Raw genomic sequence first — 24,703 nt, forward strand, 5'->3', positions numbered from 1 at the left:
ATATGGAACTCGATCTCTGGACCCAGAGTCTGGTCACCGCCATGACTGCCCTTTGGACCAAGGTGGCGAACTTCATCCCCAACCTGTTCGGCGCGCTGGTGGTGGTGCTGTTGGGCTTCGTCGTGGCGAAGCTGCTGGACACCCTGTTGTCGAAACTGCTTGCCAAGTTTGGCCTGGACCGCCTGATGAGCGGCACCGGGCTGACTAAAATGCTGGCCCGGGTCGGCATCCAGGTACCCATCTCGACCCTGATCGGCAAGATCGTCTACTGGTTCGTGCTGCTGATCTTCCTCGTCTCTGCCGCCGAATCCCTCGGCCTTGAGCGGGTTTCGGCCACGCTCGACATGCTTGCCCTGTACCTGCCCAAGGTGTTCGGCGCAGCGCTGGTGCTGCTGGCCGGCGTGCTGCTGGCCCAGGTGGCCAACGGCCTGACCCGCGGCGCAGCCGAAGGCATTGGCCTTGAGTACTCGGCGGGCTTGGGGCGTATCGTCCAGGGGCTGGTGATCATCATCGCCATCTCGGTGGCGATCAGCCAGCTGGAGGTCAAGACCGACCTGCTCAACCACGTGATCGTCATCGGCCTGATTACCGTTGGTCTGGCCGTTGCGCTGGCCATGGGCCTGGGCAGCCGTGAAATTGCTGGGCAGATTCTGGCCGGCATTTACGTGCGTGAACTCTACCAGGTGGGCCAGCACGTGCAGATTGGCGAGGTCGAAGGCCACATCGAGGAGATCGGCACGGTCAAGACGGTGCTGCTGACCGATGAGGGCGAGCTGGTGTCGCTGTCCAACCGTGTATTGCTCGAGCAACGCGTGAATAGCCGCTGAGCGAGCAAAAGCTGTTAATGTATGCCGCCGCAAAATTCGGCCCCGACGGGCCGAGCGGCGACATTGACCTGACTGTCGGCCTGAACCGTTTGAACAAAGACCACTCGCCGCCCATGCGCTACGACCCCCGAGCACTCACCGACGAGGAGTTGGTGGCGCGTTCGCATGAGGAGCTGTTTCACGTTACCCGCGCCTATGAAGAGCTCATGCGGCGCTACCAGCGCACGCTGTTCAACGTGTGTGCGCGTTATTTGGGGAACGACCGCGATGCCGACGATGTCTGTCAGGAGGTGATGCTGAAAGTGTTGTACGGGTTGAAGAACTTCGAGGGCAAATCCAAGTTCAAAACCTGGCTCTACAGCATCACCTACAACGAATGCATCACCCAGTACCGCAAGGAGCGTCGCAAGCGACGGTTGATGGATGCCCTGAGCCTGGACCCTGTCGAAGAGGCGTCCGAGGACAAGGCACCGAAGCCTGAAGAAAAAGGCGGGCTGGATAAATGGCTGGTGCACGTCAACCCGATCGACCGTGAAATCCTGGTGCTGCGATTTGTCGCGGAGCTGGAATTCCAGGAGATCGCCGACATCATGCACATGGGCCTGAGCGCCACGAAAATGCGTTACAAACGTGCGCTCGACAAGCTTCGCGAGAAATTTGCAGGCCTGACTGAAACTTAGTGGCCAGCAAATAGCTCAAACGAATCGGCGAGTTCTGCTAGACTTGCCGTCGAGTTGTCCCCCGGATTTTGGTGGGACTGCTTAACTATCACCAGATGGGGATTTAACGGATGAAATTGAAAAACACCTTGGGCTTGGCCATTGGTTCGCTTGTAGCTGCCGCTTCGTTCGGCGCTCTGGCACAAGGTCAAGGCGCCGTTGAGGTTGAAGGCTTCTACAAGAAAGAATTCTTCGACAGCCAGCGCGACTTCAAAAACGACGGCAACCTGTTCGGCGGCTCGATCGGTTACTTCCTGACCGACGACGTTGAACTGCGTCTGGGCTACGACGAAGTGCACAACGCTCGTGGCGACGACGGCAAGAACATCAAGGGCTCGAACACCGCCCTGGACGCCGTTTACCACTTCAACAACCCGTACGACGCCATCCGTCCGTACGTATCGGCAGGTTTCTCGCACCAGTCCCTGGGCCAGACCGGCCGTGGCGGTCGTAACCAGTCGACCTTCGCCAACGTTGGCGCTGGCGCCAAGTGGTACATCACCGACATGTTCTACGCCCGTGCCGGCGTTGAAGCCCAGTACAACATCGACCAGGGTGACACCGAGTGGGCCCCGAGCGTTGGTGTTGGCCTGAACTTCGGCGGTAGCCCGAAGCACGCCGAAGCCGCTCCTGCTCCAGTAGCAGAAGTTTGCTCCGACAGCGACAACGACGGCGTTTGCGACAACGTCGACAAGTGCCCGGACACCCCGGCCAACGTCACCGTTGACGCCGATGGCTGCCCGGCTGTTGCCGAAGTCGTTCGCGTTGAGCTGGACGTCAAGTTCGACTTCGACAAGTCGGTCGTCAAGCCAAACAGCTACGGCGACATCAAGAACCTGGCTGACTTCATGAAGCAGTACCCGCAGACCACCACCACCGTGGAAGGTCACACTGACTCCGTCGGCCCAGACGCTTACAACCAGAAGCTGTCCGAGCGTCGTGCCAACGCTGTCAAGCAGGTCCTGACCCAGCAGTACGGCATCGAATCCAACCGTGTTGACTCGGTTGGCTACGGTGAGACCCGTCCGGTTGCCGACAACGCCACCGAAGCTGGCCGCGCCGTTAACCGTCGCGTAGAAGCTCAGGTAGAAGCCCAGGCCAAGTAATTGGTTTGAAGCTTGACGAAAAACCCGGCCTCGGCCGGGTTTTTCTTTGCCTGTGATTTCTCGGCGGGCAGTTCTCTTCCCCCTGTAGGAGCGGCGCTGATTTCAGTGCTTGAGCAACACCAGCAACAACACCAAATTCAACAGCAACGACAGCAACCCCAGCGTGCGCCACACCTTCAGCGGCTCGCGCTCCAGCAACGGCCGTGGCCGCTCGGCCAGCTCCTGGCGGTCACCCCGTTCCAGCAGCAACAACCACTGCTCGGCCGTTTCGAAGCGTTGCGCCGGGTCCGCTGTCACGGCCTGCAACAGGTTGCGCTGCAGCCACTCGGGCAAGTCCGGGCGGTAGCGCGCAGGGTTGACCGCAGTGCCGAAACGCGGCCGCTGGAACGCCTCGACCTCGCCGTAGGGGTAATGGCCGGTCAGCAGGTAATAAAGGCTGACACCTGCGGCGTACAGGTCCTGACGCGGCCCGGGCGGCAGGCCATCGAAGGCTTCCGGGGCAATGAACGACGGGGTGCCCGGCAAACTGTGGGGTTGATCCTCGCAAAGCCCCGGGCAGTAGGCCAGCCCGAAGTCCAGCAGGCGCAGCTGGCCATCGCTGCCCAGGTGCAGGTTGTCCGGCTTGATATCGCGGTGCAGCAGGTTACGCCGGTGCAGCACGCCCACCGCCTGCAGCAACTGGCGGGCGACTTCCAGCCATTGCGCCAGCGGCAACGGCGGCTGCCCTGCCAAGGTCGCACCGGGGTATTCGCGCATCAGGTAATAAAGGTGCTGGCGCTGGCTGGCCGGGTGCACTTCGGGGAAGTGGCGGCCGGCGACCCGGCGCAGAAACCATTCTTCCAGCAGCAGCGCCTGGGCCGCGCCGGGTTCGTCTTCACGGGCTGTGGGCAAGGTTTTGAGCAGCCAGGCTTGGCCTTGTGGGTCGCGTACCCGGTACAGCAGCGACTGGCGGCTCTGCGCCAGTACGCCGTCGATGCGCCAGCCATCGATCACCTGGCCCTCGCGCAGGGCGCCGGGCAGCGGCCAGTGCTGCAACTGCGCCAAGGTGTCGCCCAGGTTGCCGGCACCCAGGCCGTCGACCTGCACCAGCAAGGCGCTGGCGTTGTCCTGGCTGCCACTGTGGTGGGCGGTGGCCACCAGGGTGTTCGCCGCCTCCTGCAGGTTTGGGTGCTCGCGCAGGATGCTGTGGATGCGCTGGTCGCCCAGGCTGGCCCACACGCCATCGCTCAGCAGCACGAAGCATTCGCCTTCATGCAGCTCGCCGTCCAGGTAGTCCACCAGCAGGTGCTGGTCCAGGCCCAGGGCCCGTTTGAGCACATGCTGCATGCCTGGCTGGTCCCAAACATGGTCTTCGCTCAGGCACTGCAGGCGCCCTTCATGCCAGCGGTACACGCGGCAATCACCGACATGCGCCAGGGTGAAGCGCCGGCCGCGCAGCACCAGGGCGCTGAGGGTGGTGAGCAGCGGCTGGCCACTGCCTTGGGCGCGCAGCCAGCGGTTCTGCGCCAGCAGCAGTTTGTCCAGGGCCTGGGCCACCCCCCAGGTGGCGGGGGTGGCGTAATAGTCCAGGGCCAGCGCCTGCAAGCTGGCCCGTGCCGCCAGCCCGCCATCGGCACATTGGCTGACGCCGTCGGCAAGGGCGAACAGGTAGCCCTTGCTGGCAGCCAGCTCCGGCGCCGGGGTAACCAGACGCAGGGCGTCCTGGTTTTCCTCCCGCGGGCCGGTGGCGGTGGCTTGGGCGAAGCTCAGGCGCAGGCTCATACCCGCGCCGCGGTCACCGTCGCCGAGCCCCAGGTGGTGCGCCAGCGCTGCTTGACCCCATACAGGCCGAACCAGGCCAGCACGCCAAGGCTTGCGAACAGCCACAGGCCCAGTTGATAGTCACCGGTGTGCTGCTTGATGGTGCCAAGGCCGGCTGCCAGCAGGAAGCCACCGATGCCGCCGGCCATGCCGATCAGCCCGGTCATCACGCCGATCTCCTGGCGAAAACGCTGCGGCACCAGTTGGAACACCGCACCGTTACCGGCACCCAGGCCGAGCATGGCACTGACGAACAACCCCAGGGCCGCCGCCGCGCTGGGCAGGTTGAAACCGACTGCAGCGATGCACAGGGCCGCCACGCTGTACATCGCCAGCAAGGTGCGGATACCGCCGAAGCGGTCGGCCAGTGCGCCGCCCAGTGGGCGCATCAGGCTGCCGGCGAACACGCAGGCGGCGGTGTAGTAGCCGGCAGTGATCGGGCTCAGGCCGTACTGGTCGCTGAAGTAGCCGGGCAGGGCGCTGGCCAGGCCGATGAAGCCGCCGAAGGTGACGCTGTAGAAGAACATGAACCACCAGCTGTCGCGGTCACCCAAAGCTTTGAGATAGTCGGCCATGGCCTTGGGCTTGGGGCGCTGCGGGGCGTTGCGCGCCAGCAGGGCGAACAGCGCGAGGGTCAGCAGCAGTGGCAGCAGGGCAAAACCGAACACGTTGTTCCAGCCAAAACCCGCCGCCAGCAGCGGGGCCAGCAGCGCGGCGAACACCGTGCCCGAGTTGCCGGCGCCAGCGATACCCATGGCCTTGCCTTGGTGCTGCGGCGGGTACCATTGCGAGGCCAGCGGTAGCGACACGGCGAACGAAGCGCCGGCGACGCCGAGGAACACGCCCAGCAGCAGCGCCTGTTCATAGGTATGTATGCCCAGGTGCCAGGCGCAGGCCAGGGCGACGATGACGATCACCTGGCCGATCAGCCCGGCAGTCTTGGGTGACAAGCGGTCCACCAGCACGCCCATGACAAAACGCAGTATGGCGCCTGCCAGAATCGGCGTGGCGACCATCAGGCCCCGCTGTTGGGCAGTCAGTTGCAGGTCGGCGGCAATCTGCACCGCCAGGGGGCCGAGCAGGTACCAGACCATGAAGCTCAGATCGAAATACAAGAAGGCGGCGAACAGCGTGGGCACATGCCCGGATTTCCAGAAGCTCGTATTCATCGAACACCTCGTTCGGCGTGCAACGCAGGGGCGGAAACGAAAAAGACGCCGCTGCCCGGTCCACTGGCGTGGAAGGGGAGCGACGTCTTTGTCGGGAGTTTTGGGGCAACCGCCGTTGGCTACCTGGGGTTTGACTGAGCAAGAGGCGGGCCAATGTTGCTGCTGTGTTTGCTGACCTCTGCAGGAGCCGGCTCAGCCGAGCATCTCGGACATGGCGATGATCTGCTCGGCCACTTGCACCAGTTTCTGCTGGCGGCTCATGGCCTGCCGGCGCATCAAGGTGTAGGCCTGCTCCTCGTTGCAGTCCTTCATCTTCATCAGCAGGCCCTTGGCCTGTTCGATGCGTTTGCGCTCGGCCAGTTGCTGGTCGCGTGCCAGTAATTGGGCCTTGAGCGCCTGGTCGCTCTCGAAACGGGCCATGGCCACGTCCAGTATCGGTTGCAGGCGCGCGGCATGGATGCCTTCGACGATATAGGCGCTGACCCCGGCCTGGATCGCCTGGCGCATCACCCCGGGGTCGTGCTCGTCGGTGAACAGCACGATCGGGCTTGGGCGGTCACGGCTGACCATCACCACCTGTTCCATCATATCTCGCCCAGGTGACTCGGTATCGATCAGTACCACGTCCGGGTGCACCGTTTCGACGCAGGCAGGCAGGTCGATGGTCAGGCCTGTGGCTTCGATCACTTCGAAGCCGGCCTCGATCAGTGCGGCCTTGAGCCGGCCGACCTTTTTTTCGGTGTCGTCGATCAACAGGATACGCAGCATGCTTGCACCCTCAGTTGCTGGCGCGGGCGCACGGCGCCGCGTCTAGGGCGTGCAGGCTGAAGCTGCGCGCATAGGCGTGTGGGTCGCTGCCATCCCAACGGCTGCCATCGATCAGCAGGCTGCTGCGCATCGCTTGGTCGGGGCAGGGCACGTCAAGCGCCTCGGCGGCCTCGCGGTACAGGGCGAGCTGCTGCACTTGGCGGGCCACGCCCAGATAATCCGGGTCGTCACGCAGGATGCCCCAGCGGCGGAACTGAGTCATGAACCACATGCCATCTGACAGGTACGGCAGGTTGGCCCGGCCCTGGTCGAACAGGCGCAGCGGGTGCTGGTCGTGCCAGCGGTGGCCCAGGCCATCCTGGTAGTCACCCAATAGGCGCGCCTCGATGGTGCTGGCGGCGGTGTCCAGGTAGGCATTGGCGCTGAGCAACTGGGCGGTGCTGCGACGGTTTTCGTCGTTGCTCTCGATGAAGCGGCTGGCGGCGAGTATTGCCTTGATCAGCGCGCGGGCGCTGTTGGGGTAATGCTCGGCGAAGCTGCGGGCGCAGGCCAGCACCTTTTCCGGGTGGTCTGGCCAGATCGACTGGCTGGTGGCCAGGGTGAAACCCTGGCCCTGGGCGACGGCATCCGCCGACCACGGCTCGCCGACGCAGAAACCGTCGATGCGCCCGGCCTGCAGGTGGGCGACCATCTGCGCCGGTGGCACCACCACGCTGTCGACGTCGAACAATGGGTGGATGCCCTGACTTGCCAGCCAGTAATACAGCCACATGGCATGGGTGCCGGTGGGGAAGGTCTGGGCGAAGGTCAGCCGCGCACCGCCTTGGTGCACTAGCTGCGCCAGTGCCTCGGGACTGGTCACGCCCTTGCGCTGCAAGGCGGGCGACAGGTTGATGGCCTGGGCATTCTGGTTCAGGCCCATGAGCACGGCCATATCGCTGGCCGGCCCGCCGGCCACGCCCAATTGCACGGCGTACACCAACCCGTACAGGCAGTGGGCGGCGTCCAGCTCGCCGCTTACCAGCTTGTCGCGCAGCCCGGCCCAGGAGGCCTGGCGGCGCAGGTTGAGCGTCAGGCCCTGTTGCTGGGCAAACCCTTGGGTGGCGGCAACCACCACCGAGGCGCAGTCGCTCAGGGCCATGAAACCGATGTCCAGGCTGGGTTTTTCTGGCGCGTCGCTGCCGTTGACCCAGGCCAGCGGCGTTGTCGGGAGGGGGGTATTCACGTAGGACCTCGGGGCATTTTGCAAAGGCGGCATGGGTGCTGTGAAGCAACCCATGTGCCATGGCCCTGTCGCCCCGGCGATGCGCTGGCTATAATCGCCCCCTCACTCACCGCGAGTCCGCCCGCCCATGTATACCCTGGCCCGCCAGCTGCTGTTCAAGCTCTCCCCGGAAACCTCCCACGACCTGTCGCTGGACCTGATCGGCGCCGGAGGCCGCATGGGCCTCAATGGCCTGCTGTGCAAGCAGCCGGCGGCGTTGCCGGTGAACGTCATGGGCTTGAACTTCGCCAACCCGGTTGGCCTGGCCGCGGGCCTGGACAAGAACGGCGCGGCCATCGACGGCTTCGCCCAGCTGGGTTTTGGCTTCGTCGAGATCGGTACCATCACCCCGCGCCCGCAGCCGGGCAACCCCAAGCCACGCTTGTTCCGCCTGCCTGAAGCCACCGCAATCATCAACCGCATGGGCTTCAACAACCTGGGTGTCGACCACTTGCTGGCCCGTGTTCGTGCGGCGCGCTACACCGGCGTGCTGGGCATCAACATCGGCAAGAACTTCGACACCCCGGTGGAGCGCGCCCAGGACGACTACCTGATTTGCCTGGAAAAGGTCTACAACGACGCCAGCTACATCACCGTCAACGTCAGTTCGCCCAACACCCCGGGCCTGCGTTCGCTGCAGTTCGGCGACTCGCTCAAGCAGTTGCTGGATGCCCTGGCCGAACGCCGTGAGCAACTGGCCAGCGCCAATGGCAAGCGCGTGCCGCTGGCGATCAAGATCGCCCCTGACATGAGCGACGAAGAGACCGCGCTGGTGGCGGCTGCGCTGCTGGAGTCGGGCATGGATGCGGTGATTGCCACCAACACCACCCTGGGCCGCGAAGGGGTCGAGGGCTTGCCGTTCGGCGCCGAGGCGGGTGGGCTTTCGGGCGCGCCGGTGCTGGAAAAGAGCACCCACACGGTGAAGGTGCTGGCCGGCGAGCTGGGCGGCAAGTTGCCGATCATCGCGGCCGGTGGCATTACCGAAGGCCGTCATGCCGCCGAGAAGATCGCTGCCGGTGCGAGCCTGGTGCAGATTTACTCGGGCTTCATTTATAAGGGGCCGGCGCTTATTCGCGAATCGGTGGATGCGATTGCGGCGATGAAGCGCTGAATCGCGAAGCATGTGATGGGGCGGGCACCCGCTTCGCGGGTGTTCGCGGCTGAAGCCGCTCCTACAGGGATTGCGCCAGGTGCACCATTGCTGCGGGCAGGCAATAAAAAGGGGCCCCGCCTGGGGCCCCCTGGGCCGTAGCCCGCCGCCCGGATGGGGCGCGCATGGTGACTCGAATTCAGTGTCCTCGTTCAGCCAACGGCGTGATTTTCGTTGAGTCTATGGATGCCAGCGGTGCCGGTCATGCCGTCCCAGTTGTCGCCGCGGCCTTCGCGCCAGCCGTTGATCCAGGCTTGGCGGACAGATGGCAAGGTGAATGGGCAAAGTTCGCGGGATTTGCCGGTGACTCCATACTGGTAGCCACGTGAAAATGCTCTTTCCAACGGATCACGCTTAAGTCTTCTCATAGGGTGTTGCCCTCACTTGTTGACTGTAATGTCCCGTCGGCCTCTACGAGGCCGGGCAGAATCGTTCTGCCGGTATGCGCCCGCTGCCGGCGTGGCGGGCTGAAAGTGCCGCCTCGTTGCGAAGCGGCCTGAGACCAGTTCTAACGAATGCGCGTCACAGTGTGAATGATCGATTTGTCATAAGGACGTAACCTTTCATAGGGTCAGGGGATAAGTAAATAAATGCGACTCAACCTTGTTTGCCGTTGAGCCCGCTATGATCAGGGGTTGAGCAAGATTGACGTCAATTGGCCAGCGTCGCCGATTGATGGTGGTAATAATTGCTCATGCGACGAAGGGTCACCCCCGCACCCTGAAGCGAGGAAATTTTCATACTGCCGGACGATCAAAGCCATTCTGCCACCAGGCGAAGGCTTGACCCGCCCGGTGGCCAGGCCCGGCGAGCGTTTCGCCGGCCACCCGGGCGCCTGCAAAAAAGGTGTGCGGGAAAACTTCGGCAGCCGATGCGTCGGCCTGCCACTGACCTAGCCAAAGGCTCTGGAAAACTCATGTCGGACCGTTTCGAACTTTATCTCACCTGCCCCAAAGGCCTGGAAAGCCTGCTTGCCGAGGAGGCCCGCAACCTGGGCCTGGAAGAGGTGCGTGAACACACCTCGGCCATTCGCGGCGACGCCGACATGGAAACCGCCTACCGCCTGTGCCTGTGGTCGCGCCTGGCCAACCGAGTGTTGCTGGTGCTCAAGCGCTTCTCGATGAAGAACGCCGACGACCTGTATGACGGCGTGCAGGCGGTCGACTGGGCCGACCACCTGGCTGCCGACGGCACCCTGGCGGTGGAATTCAGCGGCCATGGCTCGGGCATCGACAACACCCACTTCGGCGCGTTGAAGGTCAAGGACGCCATCGTCGACAAACTGCGCAACCGCGAAGGCTTGCGCCCGTCGGTGGACAAGCTCGACCCGGACGTGCGCGTGCACCTGCGCCTGGACCGCGGCGAGGCCATCCTCTCGCTCGACTTGTCCGGCCACAGCTTGCACCAGCGCGGCTATCGCCTGCAGCAGGGTGCTGCACCGCTGAAGGAAAACCTGGCAGCCGCGGTGTTGATCCGTGCCGGCTGGCCGCGCATTGCCGCCGAAGGCGGGGCCCTGGCCGACCCGATGTGCGGCGTGGGCACCTTCCTGGTGGAAGCGGCGATGATCGCTGCCGATATTGCCCCCAACCTCAAGCGCGAGCGCTGGGGTTTCAGTGCCTGGCTCGGCCATGTGCCGGCACTGTGGCGCAAGGTCCACGACGAGGCCCAGGCCCGTGCCCAGGCCGGCCTTGCCAAGCCACCGCTGTGGATTCGCGGCTATGAGGCCGACCCGCGGCTGATCCAGCCGGGGCGCAACAACGTCGAACGCGCAGGCCTGGGCGACTGGGTGAAGATCTACCAGGGCGAAGTGGCCAGCTTCGAGCCGCGCCCCGACCAGAACCAGAAAGGCCTGGTGATCAGCAACCCGCCCTACGGCGAGCGCCTGGGTGATGAAGCCAGCCTGCTGTACCTCTACCAGAACTTCGGCGAGCGCCTGCGCCAGGCCTGCCTGGGCTGGGAAGCGGCGGTGTTCACCGGCGCCCCGGAGCTGGGCAAGCGCATGGGCATTCGCAGTCACAAGCAGTACGCGTTCTGGAACGGCGCCTTGCCGTGCAAGCTGCTGCTGTTCAAGGTGCAGCCTGACCAGTTCGTCACCGGCGAGCGCCGTCAGGGCCCGGTTGAACCCACCGACAGCGAGCCACGCCGCCAGGCCCCGGTGGCCAGCGAGCCGGCGCGCTTGTCCGAAGGCGCACAGATGTTCGCCAACCGCCTGCAGAAGAACTTCAAGCAGCTGGGCAAGTGGGCCCGTCGCGAGAAGGTCGATTGCTACCGCGTGTACGATGCCGACATGCCCGAGTACGCATTGGCCGTCGACCTGTACCACGACTGGGTGCACGTGCAGGAATACGCAGCCCCCCGCTCGGTAGACCCGGACAAGGCCCAGGCACGCCTGCTCGATGCCTTGTCGGCGATCCCCCAGGCCCTGGGCGTCGACCCGCAGCGTGTGGTGCTCAAGCGCCGCGAGCGCCAGAGCGGTAGCCGCCAGTACGAGCGCCAGGCCACCGAAGGGCGCTTCCAAGAAGTGAACGAGGGCGGCGTCAAGCTGCTGGTCAACCTCACCGACTACCTGGACACCGGCCTGTTCCTCGACCACCGGCCGATGCGCATGCGCATCCAGCGCGAAGCCGAGGGCAAGCGCTTCCTCAACCTGTTCTGCTACACCGCCACCGCCTCGGTGCACGCGGCCAAGGGCGGTGCGCGCAGTACCACCAGCGTGGATTTGTCCAAGACCTACCTGGACTGGGCGCGGCGCAACCTGGCGCTGAACGGTTTCTCCGAGCGCAACCGTCTGGAGCAGGGTGACGTGATGGCCTGGCTGCAGAATGCCACCGACAGCTACGACATGATCTTCATCGATCCGCCGACCTTCTCCAACTCCAAGCGCATGGAAGGGGTGTTCGACGTGCAGCGTGACCATGTCGAGCTGCTGGACCTGGCCATGGCCCGCCTGGCGCCGGGCGGCGTGCTGTATTTTTCCAACAACTTCCGCAAGTTCCAGCTCGACGAGCACCTGGCAGCGCGTTACGCGGTGGAGGAGATCAGCGCCCAGACCCTGGACCCGGACTTCGCCCGCAACAACCGCATCCACCGCGCCTGGCAGCTGCGCCTGCGCTGATCGACGAAGAGGGTGGCGCCGTTGCTGGCCATTGGCTATAAAGCAATGCATGGCTGAACCATTCGCAGGACGCTGAAGCTGAAGTTGCTGAGAGTCCTCTATGTGGAAGGTACCTGCAAAGCTGTTGGCGCAGCTCGGTGACGAGCTGTCGGCCTGGGGGGTTGCCCTGGCCGCGCTGGTCGCTGGTGGGCTGCTCACCGGTGCGCTGGCGATTGCCACCCAGAGCTTCTACAAGCAGCAGTTGCGCCAGCGTTTCGAGTTGCTGGCCGGCGAGCGCTACAGCCGCATCGCCGAGCGTTTCGAAGAACAGGAGCAGCGCCTTGATGGGCTGCGCCGCTTCTTCAGCTATTCCAACGAAATCACCCCCAGCGAATTCGCAGGTTTTGCCCGCCCGTTGCTGCGCCGTACCCAGGCGTTTTCCTGGGCGCCGCGCGTCGAGGGCAGCCAACGCGCGGCGTTCGAGCGCGCCTCCAGTGAGCGCCTGCAGATGCCCTACGGCATTCGCGATCGCAACGCCGATGGCGTCTGGCAGCCAGCCCCGATGCGTGACCTGTACTATCCCGTCCTCTACACCCAGGCCACCAGCCAGCAGCCACAACCCTTCGGGTTTGACTTGCGCAGCCAGCCGCTGCGCGCTGCGACCCTGGCCCGTGCGCTGAGCCCTGGCAGCATGGCGGTGTCGGCACCGCTGGACATGCTCAACGTCGAGCCTGGTTACAGCCGCGGGTTGCTGATTGTCGCGCCGGTGTTCAGCGAGCCGGCAACCGAGGGCGCGGAGCCCCGTGGCTATGTGATGGCGTTGCTGAGCCTGCGCCAGCTGATCAACGAAAGCCTGCCCACCGAGGCCGATGACGATCTGGTGGTGCGTATCTATGATTTGTCCGCCGGCGATGCTCACGAAGTGTTGTTCGATTCGGGAAACCAGCCGGCAGCCCTGAACCTGGTCAGCAGCGAGTTGCTGCACCTGGCCGATCGTCATTTCCAGCTGGATATCCGCCCCAGCGTGGATTTTCTACAGTCCAACCGCTCCTCAGCAGTAGCCGTGGTCGGTACTTTCGGTGGCCTGCTGAGCCTGTTGCTGGCGGCGCTGCTGTACAGCCTGTTCAGCCAGCGCCAGCGCGCCCTCGGGTTGGTGGCGCGGCGCACTGCTGAGCTGCGGGTCAGCGAGCAGTCGCTGCGCGAGACCCATAACCAGCTACGCAGCGTGCTCGATGCCGCAACCCAGGTGGCGATCATCGCCACCAACCTGAAGGGGGAGGTCAGCACCTTCAACGCCGGTGCCGAGCGCATGCTGGGTTATTCGGCTGGCGAGGCGCTGGGCCATCTCACCCTGGAGGATCTGGTGCAGCCTGAAGAGCTGCACCGCCGCGCCCATACCTTGAGCCTGCGCTATGGTCGGGAGATCGGCGCCGGCCAGGCGATGTTCGCCGAAACCGTGCGCGAGGGCGGCGCGCAGCCGGGTGACTGGACCCTGGTGCGCAAGGATGGCAGCCACCTGTTGGCCAACATGCTGGTCACCGCGGTGATCGACGAGCAGGGGTTGTGGGTGGGTTACCTGGCGATCTGCATTGACGTCACCGAGCGGCGCCGGGGGCACGAGGCGCTGGCGGCCCGTGACCGGCTGCTGGAAAAACTCAGCGCCGAGGTGCCGGGCGGGATCTACCAGTACCGCCTGGATGCCGACGGCCATTCGTGCTTTCCCTATGCCAGCCAGGGCCTGCACGACATCTACGAGGTCGACCTGGCGTTGTTGCGTGAGGATGCCACGGTGGTGTTCCAGCGTATTCACCCCGATGACCTGGAGCGGGTGCGCCAGTCGGTGCGCTATTCAGCCGAACACCTGACGCCGTGGCGCGAGGAGTACCGGGTATGCCTGCCGCGGGCGGGGCTGCGCTGGGTGCGCGGGGAGGCCACGCCGGAGATCGGCGAGCACGCCTGTACGCTCTGGCACGGCTATCTCACCGATATTTCCGACCTCAAGCGGGTGGAGGAGGAGTTGCGGGCGTTGTCGGTCACCGATGCCTTGACCGGCATCCACAACCGGCGCTATTTCCAGGACCGGCTTGGCAGCGAGCTGGAGCGGGCGCGGCGTGATGGGCTGGCGCTGGCGGTGATCATGCTCGATATCGATCACTTCAAGCGCATCAACGACCAGTACGGGCATGCGGTAGGTGATTTGGTTTTGCGTAGCCTGTGCCAGCGTATCGGGCAGCGTTTGCGGCGCACCGATGTGTTTTGCCGGTTGGGGGGCGAGGAGTTCATGGTGCTGTGCCCGGGGAGTGATGCCGAGCAGGCGCGGTTGTTGGCGCTGAAATTGTGGCATGGGGTGCGCGAGGTGCCGGTGGAGGGGGTTGGGCGGGTGACGGCGAGCTTTGGGGTGGCGGGGTGGCGGGAAGGGGAGGGGGCGGATGCCTTGTTGTTGCGGGCTGATGCTGGGGTTTATGCGGCCAAGATGGCCGGGAGGGATCGGGTTGAGGGGGAGTTGCCCTAAAGGTGTTTGATGTTTGGTTTTGAAATATTTATGCGCATCTACTTGATGTGTTGATGCTTATTTATGTTTTTGTTTTGGGGTTGTATGCGCATTCATTATTTGTGTTGACGCTTATTCACCTTTCCGCCCTTACGTGAACTGACCCCCGAAAGTTGGACAGGTAACGCTATGCGGCCAGCGCTTGGGTCCGGAATTGTACCGGACTCAAGCCATTCAGTCTGAGGCTGATGCGTTCTTGGTTGTAATAGGCGATGTAACCCTCTAATCCTGCTGCCAGTTGCTCAACACTCTCAAATGACTCCAGGTAAAAAAACTCGCTCTTAAGCGTGCCGAAAAAGCTTTCCATAGCGGCGTTGTCCAGGCAATTACCCTTACGCGACATACTCTGCTCGATATTCTTCCCAGCCAGCATATGCCGGTAAGCTGGCTGCTGATACTGCCAGCCTTGGTCAGAGTGAAGTATCGGTTTGTCACTTGGACTCAGCCTCTCGAAGGCCTGTTCCAGCATTGTCGAAACCATCTTGAACTCAGGGCGCCGGTTGATCTGATAAGCAAGGATTTCGCCGTTGTACAAGTCCATAACAGGCGAGAGAAACAGCTTCTGCCCCTTTACCTTGAACTCTGTCACGTCGGTAGCCCACTTCTGATTGGGGGCTTCAGCCTTGAATTTGCGCTTGAGCAGATCAGATGCAACAACCCCTCGGAGCCTCGGTACGAGCGATATTTCTTCTCTTTGACCAGCGATTTGAGGCCCATTAACTGCATCAGTCGCTGCACCTTCTTGTGATTGACCACCTCACCATTTTGCCCGAGGACCGCAGTGATACGGCGGTAACCGTACCGTCCCTTATGCTCATGATAGAGGCTGTTGATGCGCTCCTTGAGAGCTGCATGCTTGTCATCCACCAGCACTTTGCTCTGGTAATAAAGGTACTGCGCGCCAGCCCTGCAGCACGTAGCAGCAGAGCAAGTCGATGCCCGTGCCTCAATCCTTGGACAGCCTGCGTTTTCTTGCCTGCGCAGTTCGAGGGTCCGCTTGGATCAAGGCATCGAGCTTTTTAGATAAGCATTCTCCGCGCGCAGGTATTCCAGCTCTTCGAGCATTTGCTTAGGTGTCAGCTCGCTATCCGCAGGGGCGGAGGAACTTGCGCTGGACTGTTTTGATGGCTTGCGGGGCATGCTGAACTCTCGGGTACGATGCGGATGAAGTGCTTCTACTCCACCTTTATCGTACAACCTTTTCCACTGCCTGATGCTGCTCGGGCCGCGGATGTCGAACCGTACACAAGCTTGCTGGGCGGACAGGCCGTCTTGCTCAATGCTCTGCAAAACCTTCAATTTGAACTGCGCGTCGTAGTGACTGTACTTGGCAATCAAGCCGGCTACGCCGTGTTGCTCGTAGCCCTTTACCCAGCGGCGTAACAGCGATGGACTCAGGTCATGCTTGAGCGCCACCTCATGAACACTGCGGGCAGAAAGGCACTCTTCGATGAGTGCCTGCTTGAGTGCTAGGTTGTACTTCGTCATGGAACACCCTCCGATTGGGGATCAGGTGTCCAACTTTCTGGGGTCAGTTCAACGGCGGGTAACTTTTTGAAGGATCAAAAAGTCACCAAAAAATCCTCGCGGTATGACTCACCCACATGGGTTACAAATCAGTTCACGCACATAGGTAACAGTTTTTAACTGGCATGGTCGGTTTTTCGAGGATCTGACCATGCCTTGGCGAGAGCTGAAACCTATGGACATGAAAGTGCTTTTCATCGCTGACTATCTCCAGGGGGCGCCTAGCTTCAGCGCCCTTTGCGAGGCCTACGAGATCAGTCGAAAGACCGGTTACAAATGGGTCGAGCGTTTCGAGAAAGCTGGCCCAGCAGGCCTAGAGGAACGTAGCCGTCGCCGGCTGACGCAAGATTGGGTTGTACCCGTCGCCGTTCGCGAGGCCATTATCGAATTACGCGGCAAGGGCCAGACGGAGCCTGGGCCCAAGAAGATCCAGGCCGCATTGCAGGAACGTTTTCCTGACCAGGCGCCTCCCTCCAAGACAACGATCTACAACATCCTCAAGAAAGCCGAGCTGATCAAGCCGCGGCGCCTGCGTCAGCGCGTAGCGGTCTATCCCAAGCCGCTTGAAAAGGCGGAGTCGCCCAATCAGCTCTTCACTGCGGACTACAAAGGCCAGTTTCTGACAGGAGCTGGGGTCTGGTGCTATCCGTTGACGATCATGGATCACGCCAGTCGCTTCTTGCTCGCGTGCCACAGCATGGCCAATACGAACTTTCTGGAGACACAGGCTGTGTTCACTGAGGTCTTTCGTGAAAACGGGCTACCTGAACGTATCCGGACCGATAACGGCGTGCCGTTTGCCAGTAAAGGGCGTGCAGGGCTCTCCCAGCTGTCCATCTGGTGGCTGCGCCTAGGCATCATTCCTGAACGTATTGCGCCTGGCAGACCGGAGCAAAATGGTCGGCACGAGCGTATGCACCGAACACTCAAAAGTACGCTTCCGTCACCGCCCGCAGTGGCTTGGGAGGCTCAACAACGGCACTTCGACCGCTTCCGGCAACACTACAATTACGAGCGGCTCCACGAAGCACTGAAGCAGAAAACACCAGCGTCCTGCTACCAGCCTTCGCCACGCCCGTTCCCGGAAAAACTACCTGAAATGACTTACCCCAGTCATATCGAGAGCCTGCCAGCTGATCGCAGTGGCATCGTCAACCGCCGGGGTTTGAGGATCTATGTAGGTTACGTGCTCAAGCATCAGACCATTGGGCTGGAGCAAGTCGGGGATGGGGTGTGGGATGTTATTTTCGGCCCAATCATTCTCGGCAGGATCGATGAGCGAGATGCCGATGATGGTTATGTAACACTTCAGGTGTTGTCACCTATGTGAGCGAACTTTTGTGTAACCCATGTGGGTGACCCGTACATCGCTCCATTCATCCGGCCCCCTGCGCTGCGCTCCGGGGGTTCCCTCACTCCGGGCTTGCTCCGGGGGTACGCGCCGACGGGCCGTCCCTGGCCCGATCGGCGCTCGACCGGCATCCATGCCGGTCGCCCCCCTACGCAATCCCTGCGTTCGGCCTCCTGAAGTCGCGAAGTTAGGGGCGGCGCCTGCACTGGCGCAGCTAACCGCTAGTTGCCACCGTGGGAACTCAGGATTTTATCGCGGGGCAAGTCGCAGCGGCGCACCGCCGCTCCCACGCCAGAACTTGGTGCGTACAACTAACGTGGGAGCGGGCTTGCCCCGCGATGGCGTCAGAAGAAACAACACATCAACAACAATTAAACCAATATCCCAGCTCTTGATCTGGCTCTTGATCTGGCTCTTGATCTGGCTCTTGATCTGGCTCTTGATCTTGCTTCTAAGCGCGCAATAGCTCAGGCAACACAAATCGCGACTTCAGGAGGCCGAGCGTAGGGATTGCGTAGGAGGGCGACCGGCATGGATGCCGGTCGAGCGCCGATCGGGCCAGGGACGGCCCGTCGGCGCGTACCTCCGGAGCAAGCCCGGAGCGAGGGAACCCCCGTAGCGCAGCGTAGGGGGCCGGATGATGGGAGCTGGGCGGCTTTGGTTACTTTGGCCGCGACCAAAGTAACCCGCCGTAAGGGCGGAAAGGTGACGAAAAGCCTCTATCATCAATGAATGCGCATACATCTCCCAAAGCAATCACCCTAAAACCCCGAACCCGAACCCGAACCCGAACCCGAACCCGAACCGAACCCGAACCCGAACCCGAACCCGAACCCGAACCCGAACCCAATATCAGATCAAGGCTCAATCCCAGCCGTCCCACCACTCAACTTCGGCTGCCGATAAAGATCCAGCAACACTTGGTCCAGCACCTGCGAAGCCCCCCAAGGCTTGGGGTCATTGAGAATCGCCGCCACCGCCCAGGTATGCCCGTTACTGTCCCGGCTAAAGCCGGCAATCGCCCGCACGGTATTGAGCGTACCGGTCTTGATGTGCCCCTCGCCGGTCATGGCCGTACGCTTGAGGCGCTTGCGCATGGTCCCGTCCATACCCACCAGCGGCATCGAGCTGATGAACTCGGCGGCATACGGGCTCTTCCACGCAGCCTGCAGCAGTGCTGCCATTTCTCGGGTGCTGACTCGCTCGGCACGGGACAGTCCCGAGCCATTCTCCATCACCAGGTGCGGTGCGGTGATGCCCTTTTTCGCCAGCCACTGGCGCACAACCCGCTGGGCAGCGCGGGCGTCATCACCGTCGGCGTCAGTGCGAAACTGCGCACCAATGCTCAGGAACAGCTGCTGGGCCATCGTGTTGTTACTGTACTTGTTGATGTCGCGAATCACCTCCACCAAGTCCGGGGAAAAGGCGCGGGCCAGCAGGCGAGCCGATTTGGGCACGCCCTCGATGCGGTCGCGGCCCTGGATGCTGCCACCCAGCTCGTTCCAGATCGCGCGCACGGCACCGGCCGCGTAGGTCTGGTGGTCGAGCAGCGACAGGTAGGTCTGCGAGTTGCAGCCTTCACCGAGCTGGCCGCTGACCGTCACGCTGATGCCGTCAGCCTGCGGTACCGGGTTGTAGCGCACATCACCCGCGCACTGCTTGCCGGCCACCGCCTTGACCTGGTTGTCGATGCGGATGCTGGCGATCGGCGGCTCGACCGACACCACCACCTTGCCACCGTCGTTGCGGGCGACGAAGCGCAGGGCCTTGAGGTTGACCAACAGCGAGTCGGGCTTGACCAGGAAGGGCTTGTTCTCGTCGCCGCCATCGTCATCGAACTGCGGCAGGTTGGGCTGCACGAAGTGGCTGCGGTCCAGCACCAGGTCGCCGGTTACCGTGCGTACGCCGTTGGCGCGCAAATCACGCATCAGCAGCCAGAGCTTTTCCATGTTCAGCTTGGGGTCGCCGCCGCCCTTGAGGTACAGGTTGCCGTTGAGCACGCCGTTGCTCAGCGTACCGTCGGTGTAGAACTCGGTCTTCCACTGGAAGGTCGGGCCCAGCAACTCCAGTGCGGCGTAGGTGGTAACCAGCTTCATGGTCGAGGCCGGGTTCACCGACACATCGGCGTTGAACACCGTGGCGTTGCCGGGGCCATCGAGGGGTAGCATCACCAGCGACAGGGCGGTGTCCTGCAGTTTGTTCTTGGTCAGGGCCTGCTGCACCTTGGGCGGCAGGCTGGTATTGACGGCGGCGGCCTGGCTGGTGAGGGAGAAGGGCAGGAACAGACCGGCGAGCAGCAGTGGGCGAAGCGTCTTGATCATAAAGATGAATACCCTGCAGGCGAGGGAAAAGGGTAATGGGGCTGTAAGAAATGGTGGCCCCAAGTCGAAATATAGTGGGCATTATGCCCCAAGCGCAGCGTGCATGGGCTTAGTTCTATGGAAATGCGCCCTTGTAGCGCGGAAACTGGTAAAGTGCCGCCCGTAAATACTTGAGAGGATTGTTTCATGGCTACCAACCGTTCCCGTCGCCTGCGCAAAAAACTGTGCGTGGACGAATTCCAGGAGCTGGGTTTCGAACTGAACCTGGGCTTCAAGGAAGACCTGTCCGATGAAGCCATCGATGCCTTCCTCGACGCCTTCCTGGCTGATGCCATGGATGCCAACGGCCTGGACTACGTCGGCGGCGACGACTTCGGCCTGGTGTGCTCGGTCAAGCGTGGCTCGGTCAGCGAAGAGCAGCGTGCCGCCGTCGAAGCATGGCTCAAAGGCCGCAGCGAACTGACCAGCATCGAAGTCAGCCCGCTGCTGGACGCCTGGTACCCAGAAAAGCCGATCAACCCGGCTTCCTGATACACCTGCCGGCACGCCATTGCAGCGTGCCGCGTCAGTTGCCCTCGGCCAGGTGCCTGGCCAGGGCATTCTCCACACGGCGCATGTGCCGTGCCAGTGCCTGGCGGCGAGTCTTCGCAACGCTGACCGGCAACCCCGCCTGCTGCAATGCCTCGCAGGCCGCAATCAATGCTTTCGCTTCCAGCATCCGCGCTGCGCTGAGGATCTTGTGTGCCTGCGCGGCCATGGCTTCGCCTGCCTGGTGCGGGTCGATGGCCATGAGAATGTCCAGGTCCTGGCGCAGGCTCATCTGCAGGGTGTCGAGCAGGCGCTTGCGGTCGTTGGCATTGTCACCGGCGATGGCGTGTAGGCGTTTGAGGTCGTAACAGGGCTGGCGCGGGCTGCCAGTTGGCCCTTTCTGGCCCAAGGCTGCGAGGCACTGGCCAAGCAACTCCAGGCCGATGGGCTTCAACAGGCAATCGTCCATGCCGGCGTCCAGGCACTGCTGGCGCACCTCAGGCTGGGCGTTGGCGGTGTAGCCGAGCATCACGCAGGGTGTTCGGCCATGCAGATGTTCTTCATGGCGCACGCTTCTGGCCATCTCGTAACCATTGAGCTGTGGCATGTTGCAATCGACGATCAGCACATCGAAACGACCCTGGCGCCATTTGCGCAGCCCCTCACGGCCATCGCTGGCGCTCTCATGGCGCACCCCCAGGTAGGCTAGTTGACGGGTTATCAATTGCAGGTTGGCAGGGTGGTCGTCGACCACCAGCACCTCCAGGCTGCCATTCGGGCGCGGGATCTTGGCCGCAGTGTCAGGTGTGGCGGTGACCGGCGCGACACACTGCAGCGGCATCACCAGCCTTACCCGGGTACCCACGCCATGCAGGCTCTGCAGGGTCATCTCGCCCCCCATCATTGCGCAGAGGTTGCGGCTGATCACCAAGCCCAGGCCACTGCCTGCCCGGGCGCCGTCACTGGCGGGGTTGGCCTGCACGAAGGGGGTGAACAGGCGCTTGAGGTCGTGTTCATGGATACCGATGCCACTGTCACGTACCTCCAGTTCAAGGGTGGTGGCAGCCGGGTCGCCTTCGGCCAGCATCCTGGCAGCAATGCGCACCTGGCCCTGCTCGGTGAACTTGATGGCATTGCTGACCAGGTTCGACAGCACCTGCTTGAACCGCAGTGGATCGAGCAGCGCATGGCAGCGGGCCTCTTCGGCAATCACTATGTTGAGGGACACACCCTTGTGCCGTGCCAGGCCATCGAATACACGGCCCACGGATTCGATCAAGGCGGCAAGGTCGACCGGTTCGGGCGCCAGTGACAGGTGCCCGGACTCGATGCGGGCGATATCCAGGATGTCGCCTATAAGGGCCAGCAGGTCCTTGGCCGAATGATGGGCGACCTGCAGTGCGGGGCGGTCCGGTTGCCCCTGGTCGGCGCGCCGCAGGGCAAGCTCGAGCATGCCGATCAGGGCATTCATGGGAGTACGGATTTCGTGGCTGATGGTAGCCAGAAAGGTGCTTTTGGCGCGGTTTGCATCATCGGCCTGCTGTTTCGCCAGGCGCAGGTCCTGGACCAGCGCCCGACGCTCGCTGATGTCGATCCAGCCGCCGATGATGCCCTGCATTTCTCCCAGCGAGTCGCGGTAGGGCAGGATCCAGTGGTAGATCATCAGCTCCCTGTTCTTTAGCTTGAGCGGGCGGTCAAGGATCAATGGGCGGCCCTCGTCCATCACCCGCTGGTAGTCGTCATGGATCTGCTGCACATATTGGCACTGGCTGAAACGGGTGTCCTGCAGACGCTTGCCGATGAGCCGTTCACGGCTGGCCCCGACGGCCTGCAGGTAGCTGTCGTTGCAGCTCTTCAGCCGCCCCTCACGGTCACGCACGTACATCGGATGGGGCGTGCCGTTGAGCAGGGCGCCCATGAATTCCAGCTGGTCGTTCAAAGCGCGTTCGGCCAACTGGCGCTGCTTGATCTGGCGGCGTAGGTGGGCATTCCAGGCCAGCGCCAGCACCAGCAGCACGGCAATCACTGCAACCACCTGCAAAATGATGCGCCGGTAGTTGCGCCAGTAGGTGTCGTCGAGCACCTCGTGGTCACGCCAGCGGCTGTTGATCACCCCCAGTTCTTCGGGTGAAACGCTCAACAGCGCCTTGTCGAGTATCGATGCCAGTTCGCGCGCCTGCGGGCTGGTGGCCATCGAGAAGGTGGCAGGTTCAGTGCCGACGGTGCTGCGGATCACCAGGTGAGCGTTGCTGGCCAGCATGTGGTTGGCGTCGATGAGCGTTGCCACGGCGGCGTCCACGGCATTGCTGCCGAGCAGGGCCATGGAGTAGTAAGTGCTCTCGGTCGCCACCTGGTGGATGTGTGGGTAGTGGCTGGTCAGCAGGGCGGCCACGCTGCTGTCGCGTGGCACGGCGACCCGTTTGCCGGCCAGTTCGTCGAGGTTGTTGGGTTGCTCGTTGCCAATGCGGCTGACCAGCACGTAGGCGCTTTCCAGGTAGGGCCGGCTGACCTGCAGCGCGGCGGCACTGCGGGTATCGGTGGACAGGGTGGCAATGATGTCGGCGCGGCCGGCGGCGAGCTGGTCGATCATGTCGCCTTCGCCGCTGGCACGGCGGATGTCGAAGCGCAGGCCGGTACGCAGGCGAATCACCTCCAGCAGGTCGGCGACGATCCCGCGCAGGCGCCCGTTGCTGTCGAAGAAGGTCAGCGGCGCGGCGGTGTCGTTGACCACCACCCGCATTTGCGGGTGCTCACGCAACCAGCCTTCCTCGCGCGCTGTCAATTGCAGCTTGCGGTCAGTCAGCAGGCTGCCGCTGCTGGCGCTCCAGCGCTTGAAAATATCGTTGCGGGTGGTGGCTGGCTGGGCATCGAGGGCCAGGTTGACCAGCGAAAGCAGTACCTGCTGGTCCTGACGCAGGGCGAAGCTGAACCCGACCATTTCGTGCTTGCCGAAGTTGGCCATGCGCAAGCGCGGCAGATGGCCCTGGCTGATCAGGTAGTGGGTGGAGATGGTGTCGCCGATGAACACGTCGGCCTGCTCGAACGCCACTGCGTTGAGCGCTTGCGTGGATGACTCGAAGGTCAAGAGCTCGGCACCGGGGTAGCTGGCATGAATTTCCCCAAGGGGCAGGTAGTGGTAGAGCATGCTCAGGCGCATGCCCCCAAGGCCGGTGTTCAGTGCACGGGTTTCATCCTCGCGGGTGACCAGCACCGGTTGGTCGATGGCATAGGGGCGCGACAGCATCAGCCCCGGAGTGACTGCTTCATAGCCGTTGGCACTGCCGAGCAGGTCGATATGGCCGCTTAGCAGGGCGGCGACTGCAGCGGGCCGGCTGGGGAAGCGCTGGACCCTTACCGGCAGGCCCAGTGCACCGCCCAGCAGGCCCGCGTAGTCGGCTGTCAGGCCCTGGTATTCGCGCCCGCCTGTGGTGATGTCGAAAGGCGGGTAGTCCGGGGCCGAGGTGCCCAGAACCAGTTCATGGTGGCTGGCAAGCCACTGTCGTTGGGTGGCGCTGAAGGCGGGGGTTACTGTCACCGGTTTCGAGCGGCTCAGCAGGGAGTAGGGCTTGCCTTCATCGATGACTGTGGTGGCAGCCCGGGCGCTATGGCCCAGGCTCAGGCAGAGTAGCAAGCAGGCGAGATGCCGTAGGCTCATCGAGTCAGACCAGCGCGTTGCGTTTGGCGACGTCGATCAGTTCCACCAGCGTGCCGGCGCGCAATTTTTGCATCAGGCGCTTCTTGTAGGTGCTGACGGTCTTGTTACTGAGAAACATGCCACGGGCAATATCCTTGTTGCTGCGACCCTGGGCAAATAGTTGCAGCACCATCAATTCACGGTCGTTGACCTGGCGGAACAGCTCGAGCTCGTGGTCGTGTTCGTCCGCGACAGGCTTGAGTACCTGGCTGGGGAAATAGTTATAGCCTGAAAGTACTGCCTTGATGGCGCTGAGTAACTCGCACAGGTCTTCCTGTTTGCAGACATAGCCTGCCGCGCCCAAGTGCATGCAGCGGATGGCAAACAGCGCGGGTGATTGTGCAGTGAGTACCAGCACTTTGAGGGGGATGGCCATGGCCTGGAGGCGCGAGAGCATTTCCAGGCCGTCCAGCTTGGGCAGGCTTATGTCGAGAATGACCAGGTCAGGGCGGGTTTCGCGAATCATCTGCATGGCGTCGACACCGTTGTCCGACTCACCAATTACCTGATAAGTCTGGTTTTCCAGCAACATTCGGATGGCCAGGCGGATAACGGGATGATCGTCGACGATAAATACTGAGTGCATGTGCAACATTCCATCGTAGCGAGGGCAGGGGGCACATTAGCTCAGTTGAAAGTCGGCGGGCAGTTGAACGTCGGCTAAATCCCGTATATGGGAAATGCCTTACACGAAGTGAGAGTGCGTGCTACAGATAATCGGAGTATTCAGCTGCGGGTATGAATTTTATTGGGGTTACTGTCGAATTTTTCTGTGGGTGTTTAATATATTTTGTTTGAGTAAGAAGTTTCTTACATGCTGCGGCGGTGGCAGCG

General features: G+C 62.6%; 16 protein-coding genes and 1 pseudogene. 8 read left to right on the forward strand and 9 right to left on the reverse strand.

Annotated features, from left to right (window positions below):
- The first annotated feature begins 2 nt into the window (after positions 1–2).
- From KSS93_RS11610 to KSS93_RS11620, 3 genes are all read left to right on the forward strand, one after another.
- Positions 3–827 carry a mechanosensitive ion channel family protein gene (locus KSS93_RS11610; RefSeq protein WP_217888382.1) on the forward strand — a complete coding sequence of 275 codons (825 nt, stop codon included), beginning with the start codon at positions 3–5 and terminating at the stop codon, positions 825–827.
- Positions 828–940: 113 nt separating this feature from the next.
- Positions 941–1,507: an RNA polymerase sigma factor SigX gene (gene sigX, locus KSS93_RS11615; RefSeq protein ID WP_196146931.1), complete on the forward strand. Its 567-nt coding sequence runs from the start codon at positions 941–943 to the stop codon at positions 1,505–1,507.
- Between the two features lie 110 nt (positions 1,508–1,617).
- Complete coding sequence (locus tag KSS93_RS11620; RefSeq protein WP_217842516.1) at positions 1,618–2,652, forward strand: OmpA family protein; 1,035 nt, start codon at positions 1,618–1,620, stop codon at positions 2,650–2,652.
- Between the two features lie 102 nt (positions 2,653–2,754).
- On the opposite strand, the gene KSS93_RS11625 is transcribed toward KSS93_RS11620, so the two are convergent.
- The 4 genes from KSS93_RS11625 to KSS93_RS11640 all read right to left on the reverse strand — a co-directional run bounded on the left by KSS93_RS11625 (position 2,755) and on the right by KSS93_RS11640 (position 7,647).
- The gene (locus KSS93_RS11625) at positions 2,755–4,413 is read right to left on the reverse strand and encodes a bifunctional protein-serine/threonine kinase/phosphatase (RefSeq protein WP_217888383.1); all 1,659 of its coding nucleotides are present in this window, start codon (positions 4,411–4,413) and stop codon (positions 2,755–2,757) included.
- A complete protein-coding gene (locus KSS93_RS11630; protein ID WP_217888384.1) occupies positions 4,410–5,621 on the reverse strand; it encodes a nitrate/nitrite transporter in 1,212 nt (403 codons plus the stop codon). Before KSS93_RS11630 ends, KSS93_RS11625 begins: the two co-directional genes overlap by 4 nt.
- Before the next feature lie 192 nt (positions 5,622–5,813).
- Complete coding sequence (locus KSS93_RS11635) at positions 5,814–6,389, reverse strand: ANTAR domain-containing response regulator (protein WP_217888385.1); 576 nt, start codon at positions 6,387–6,389, stop codon at positions 5,814–5,816.
- Positions 6,390–6,399: 10 nt separating this feature from the next.
- Complete coding sequence (locus tag KSS93_RS11640; protein ID WP_217888386.1) at positions 6,400–7,647, reverse strand: CmpA/NrtA family ABC transporter substrate-binding protein; 1,248 nt, start codon at positions 7,645–7,647, stop codon at positions 6,400–6,402.
- A gap of 94 nt (positions 7,648–7,741) precedes the next feature.
- Here KSS93_RS11640 and KSS93_RS11645 point away from each other — a divergent pair, with 94 nt between their 5' ends.
- Positions 7,742–8,764 (forward strand): quinone-dependent dihydroorotate dehydrogenase, encoded by a 1,023-nt coding sequence (locus tag KSS93_RS11645; RefSeq protein WP_217888387.1) that lies wholly within the window; start codon positions 7,742–7,744, stop codon positions 8,762–8,764.
- Between the two features lie 191 nt (positions 8,765–8,955).
- Here the strand turns inward: KSS93_RS11645 and rmf are convergent, their stop codons facing one another.
- Positions 8,956–9,171: a ribosome modulation factor gene (rmf, locus tag KSS93_RS11650; protein WP_023533691.1), complete on the reverse strand. Its 216-nt coding sequence runs from the start codon at positions 9,169–9,171 to the stop codon at positions 8,956–8,958.
- Between the two features lie 548 nt (positions 9,172–9,719).
- On the opposite strand from rmf, the gene rlmKL reads away from it, so the two are divergent.
- Complete coding sequence (gene rlmKL, locus KSS93_RS11655; RefSeq protein ID WP_217888388.1) at positions 9,720–11,918, forward strand: bifunctional 23S rRNA (guanine(2069)-N(7))-methyltransferase RlmK/23S rRNA (guanine(2445)-N(2))-methyltransferase RlmL; 2,199 nt, start codon at positions 9,720–9,722, stop codon at positions 11,916–11,918.
- Positions 11,919–12,018: 100 nt separating this feature from the next.
- Positions 12,019–14,409: a sensor domain-containing diguanylate cyclase gene (locus KSS93_RS11660; protein WP_217888389.1), complete on the forward strand. Its 2,391-nt coding sequence runs from the start codon at positions 12,019–12,021 to the stop codon at positions 14,407–14,409.
- 166 nt (positions 14,410–14,575) lie between these two features.
- Here KSS93_RS11660 and KSS93_RS11665 read toward each other — a convergent pair.
- Positions 14,576–15,936, reverse strand: a pseudogene (locus KSS93_RS11665) (IS3 family transposase).
- A gap of 190 nt (positions 15,937–16,126) precedes the next feature.
- On the opposite strand from KSS93_RS11665, the gene KSS93_RS11670 reads away from it, so the two are divergent.
- Positions 16,127–17,305 carry an integrase core domain-containing protein gene (locus tag KSS93_RS11670; RefSeq protein WP_217884504.1) on the forward strand — a complete coding sequence of 393 codons (1,179 nt, stop codon included), beginning with the start codon at positions 16,127–16,129 and terminating at the stop codon, positions 17,303–17,305.
- Between the two features lie 878 nt (positions 17,306–18,183).
- Here KSS93_RS11670 and dacB read toward each other — a convergent pair.
- Entirely contained in the window at positions 18,184–19,647 is a 1,464-nt protein-coding gene (dacB, locus tag KSS93_RS11675; protein WP_217888390.1) for a D-alanyl-D-alanine carboxypeptidase/D-alanyl-D-alanine endopeptidase, read from the reverse strand.
- 186 nt (positions 19,648–19,833) lie between these two features.
- Between dacB and KSS93_RS11680 the strand changes: the two genes are divergently transcribed.
- Positions 19,834–20,178 carry a YggL family protein gene (locus KSS93_RS11680; protein ID WP_046856427.1) on the forward strand — a complete coding sequence of 115 codons (345 nt, stop codon included), beginning with the start codon at positions 19,834–19,836 and terminating at the stop codon, positions 20,176–20,178.
- Between the two features lie 34 nt (positions 20,179–20,212).
- Here KSS93_RS11680 and KSS93_RS11685 read toward each other — a convergent pair whose 3' ends face one another.
- Both KSS93_RS11685 and KSS93_RS11690 read right to left on the reverse strand, forming a co-directional pair.
- Positions 20,213–23,830, reverse strand: coding sequence for an ATP-binding protein (locus KSS93_RS11685; protein WP_217888391.1), 3,618 nt, complete (start codon positions 23,828–23,830; stop codon positions 20,213–20,215).
- A 4-nt stretch (positions 23,831–23,834) separates the two neighbouring features.
- Positions 23,835–24,455 carry a response regulator transcription factor gene (locus KSS93_RS11690; RefSeq protein ID WP_217888392.1) on the reverse strand — a complete coding sequence of 207 codons (621 nt, stop codon included), beginning with the start codon at positions 24,453–24,455 and terminating at the stop codon, positions 23,835–23,837.
- Positions 24,456–24,703: the final 248 nt, after the last annotated feature.

The sequence above is a fragment of the Pseudomonas xanthosomatis genome (assembly GCF_019139835.1).
GTDB lineage: Bacteria > Pseudomonadota > Gammaproteobacteria > Pseudomonadales > Pseudomonadaceae > Aquipseudomonas > Aquipseudomonas fakonensis.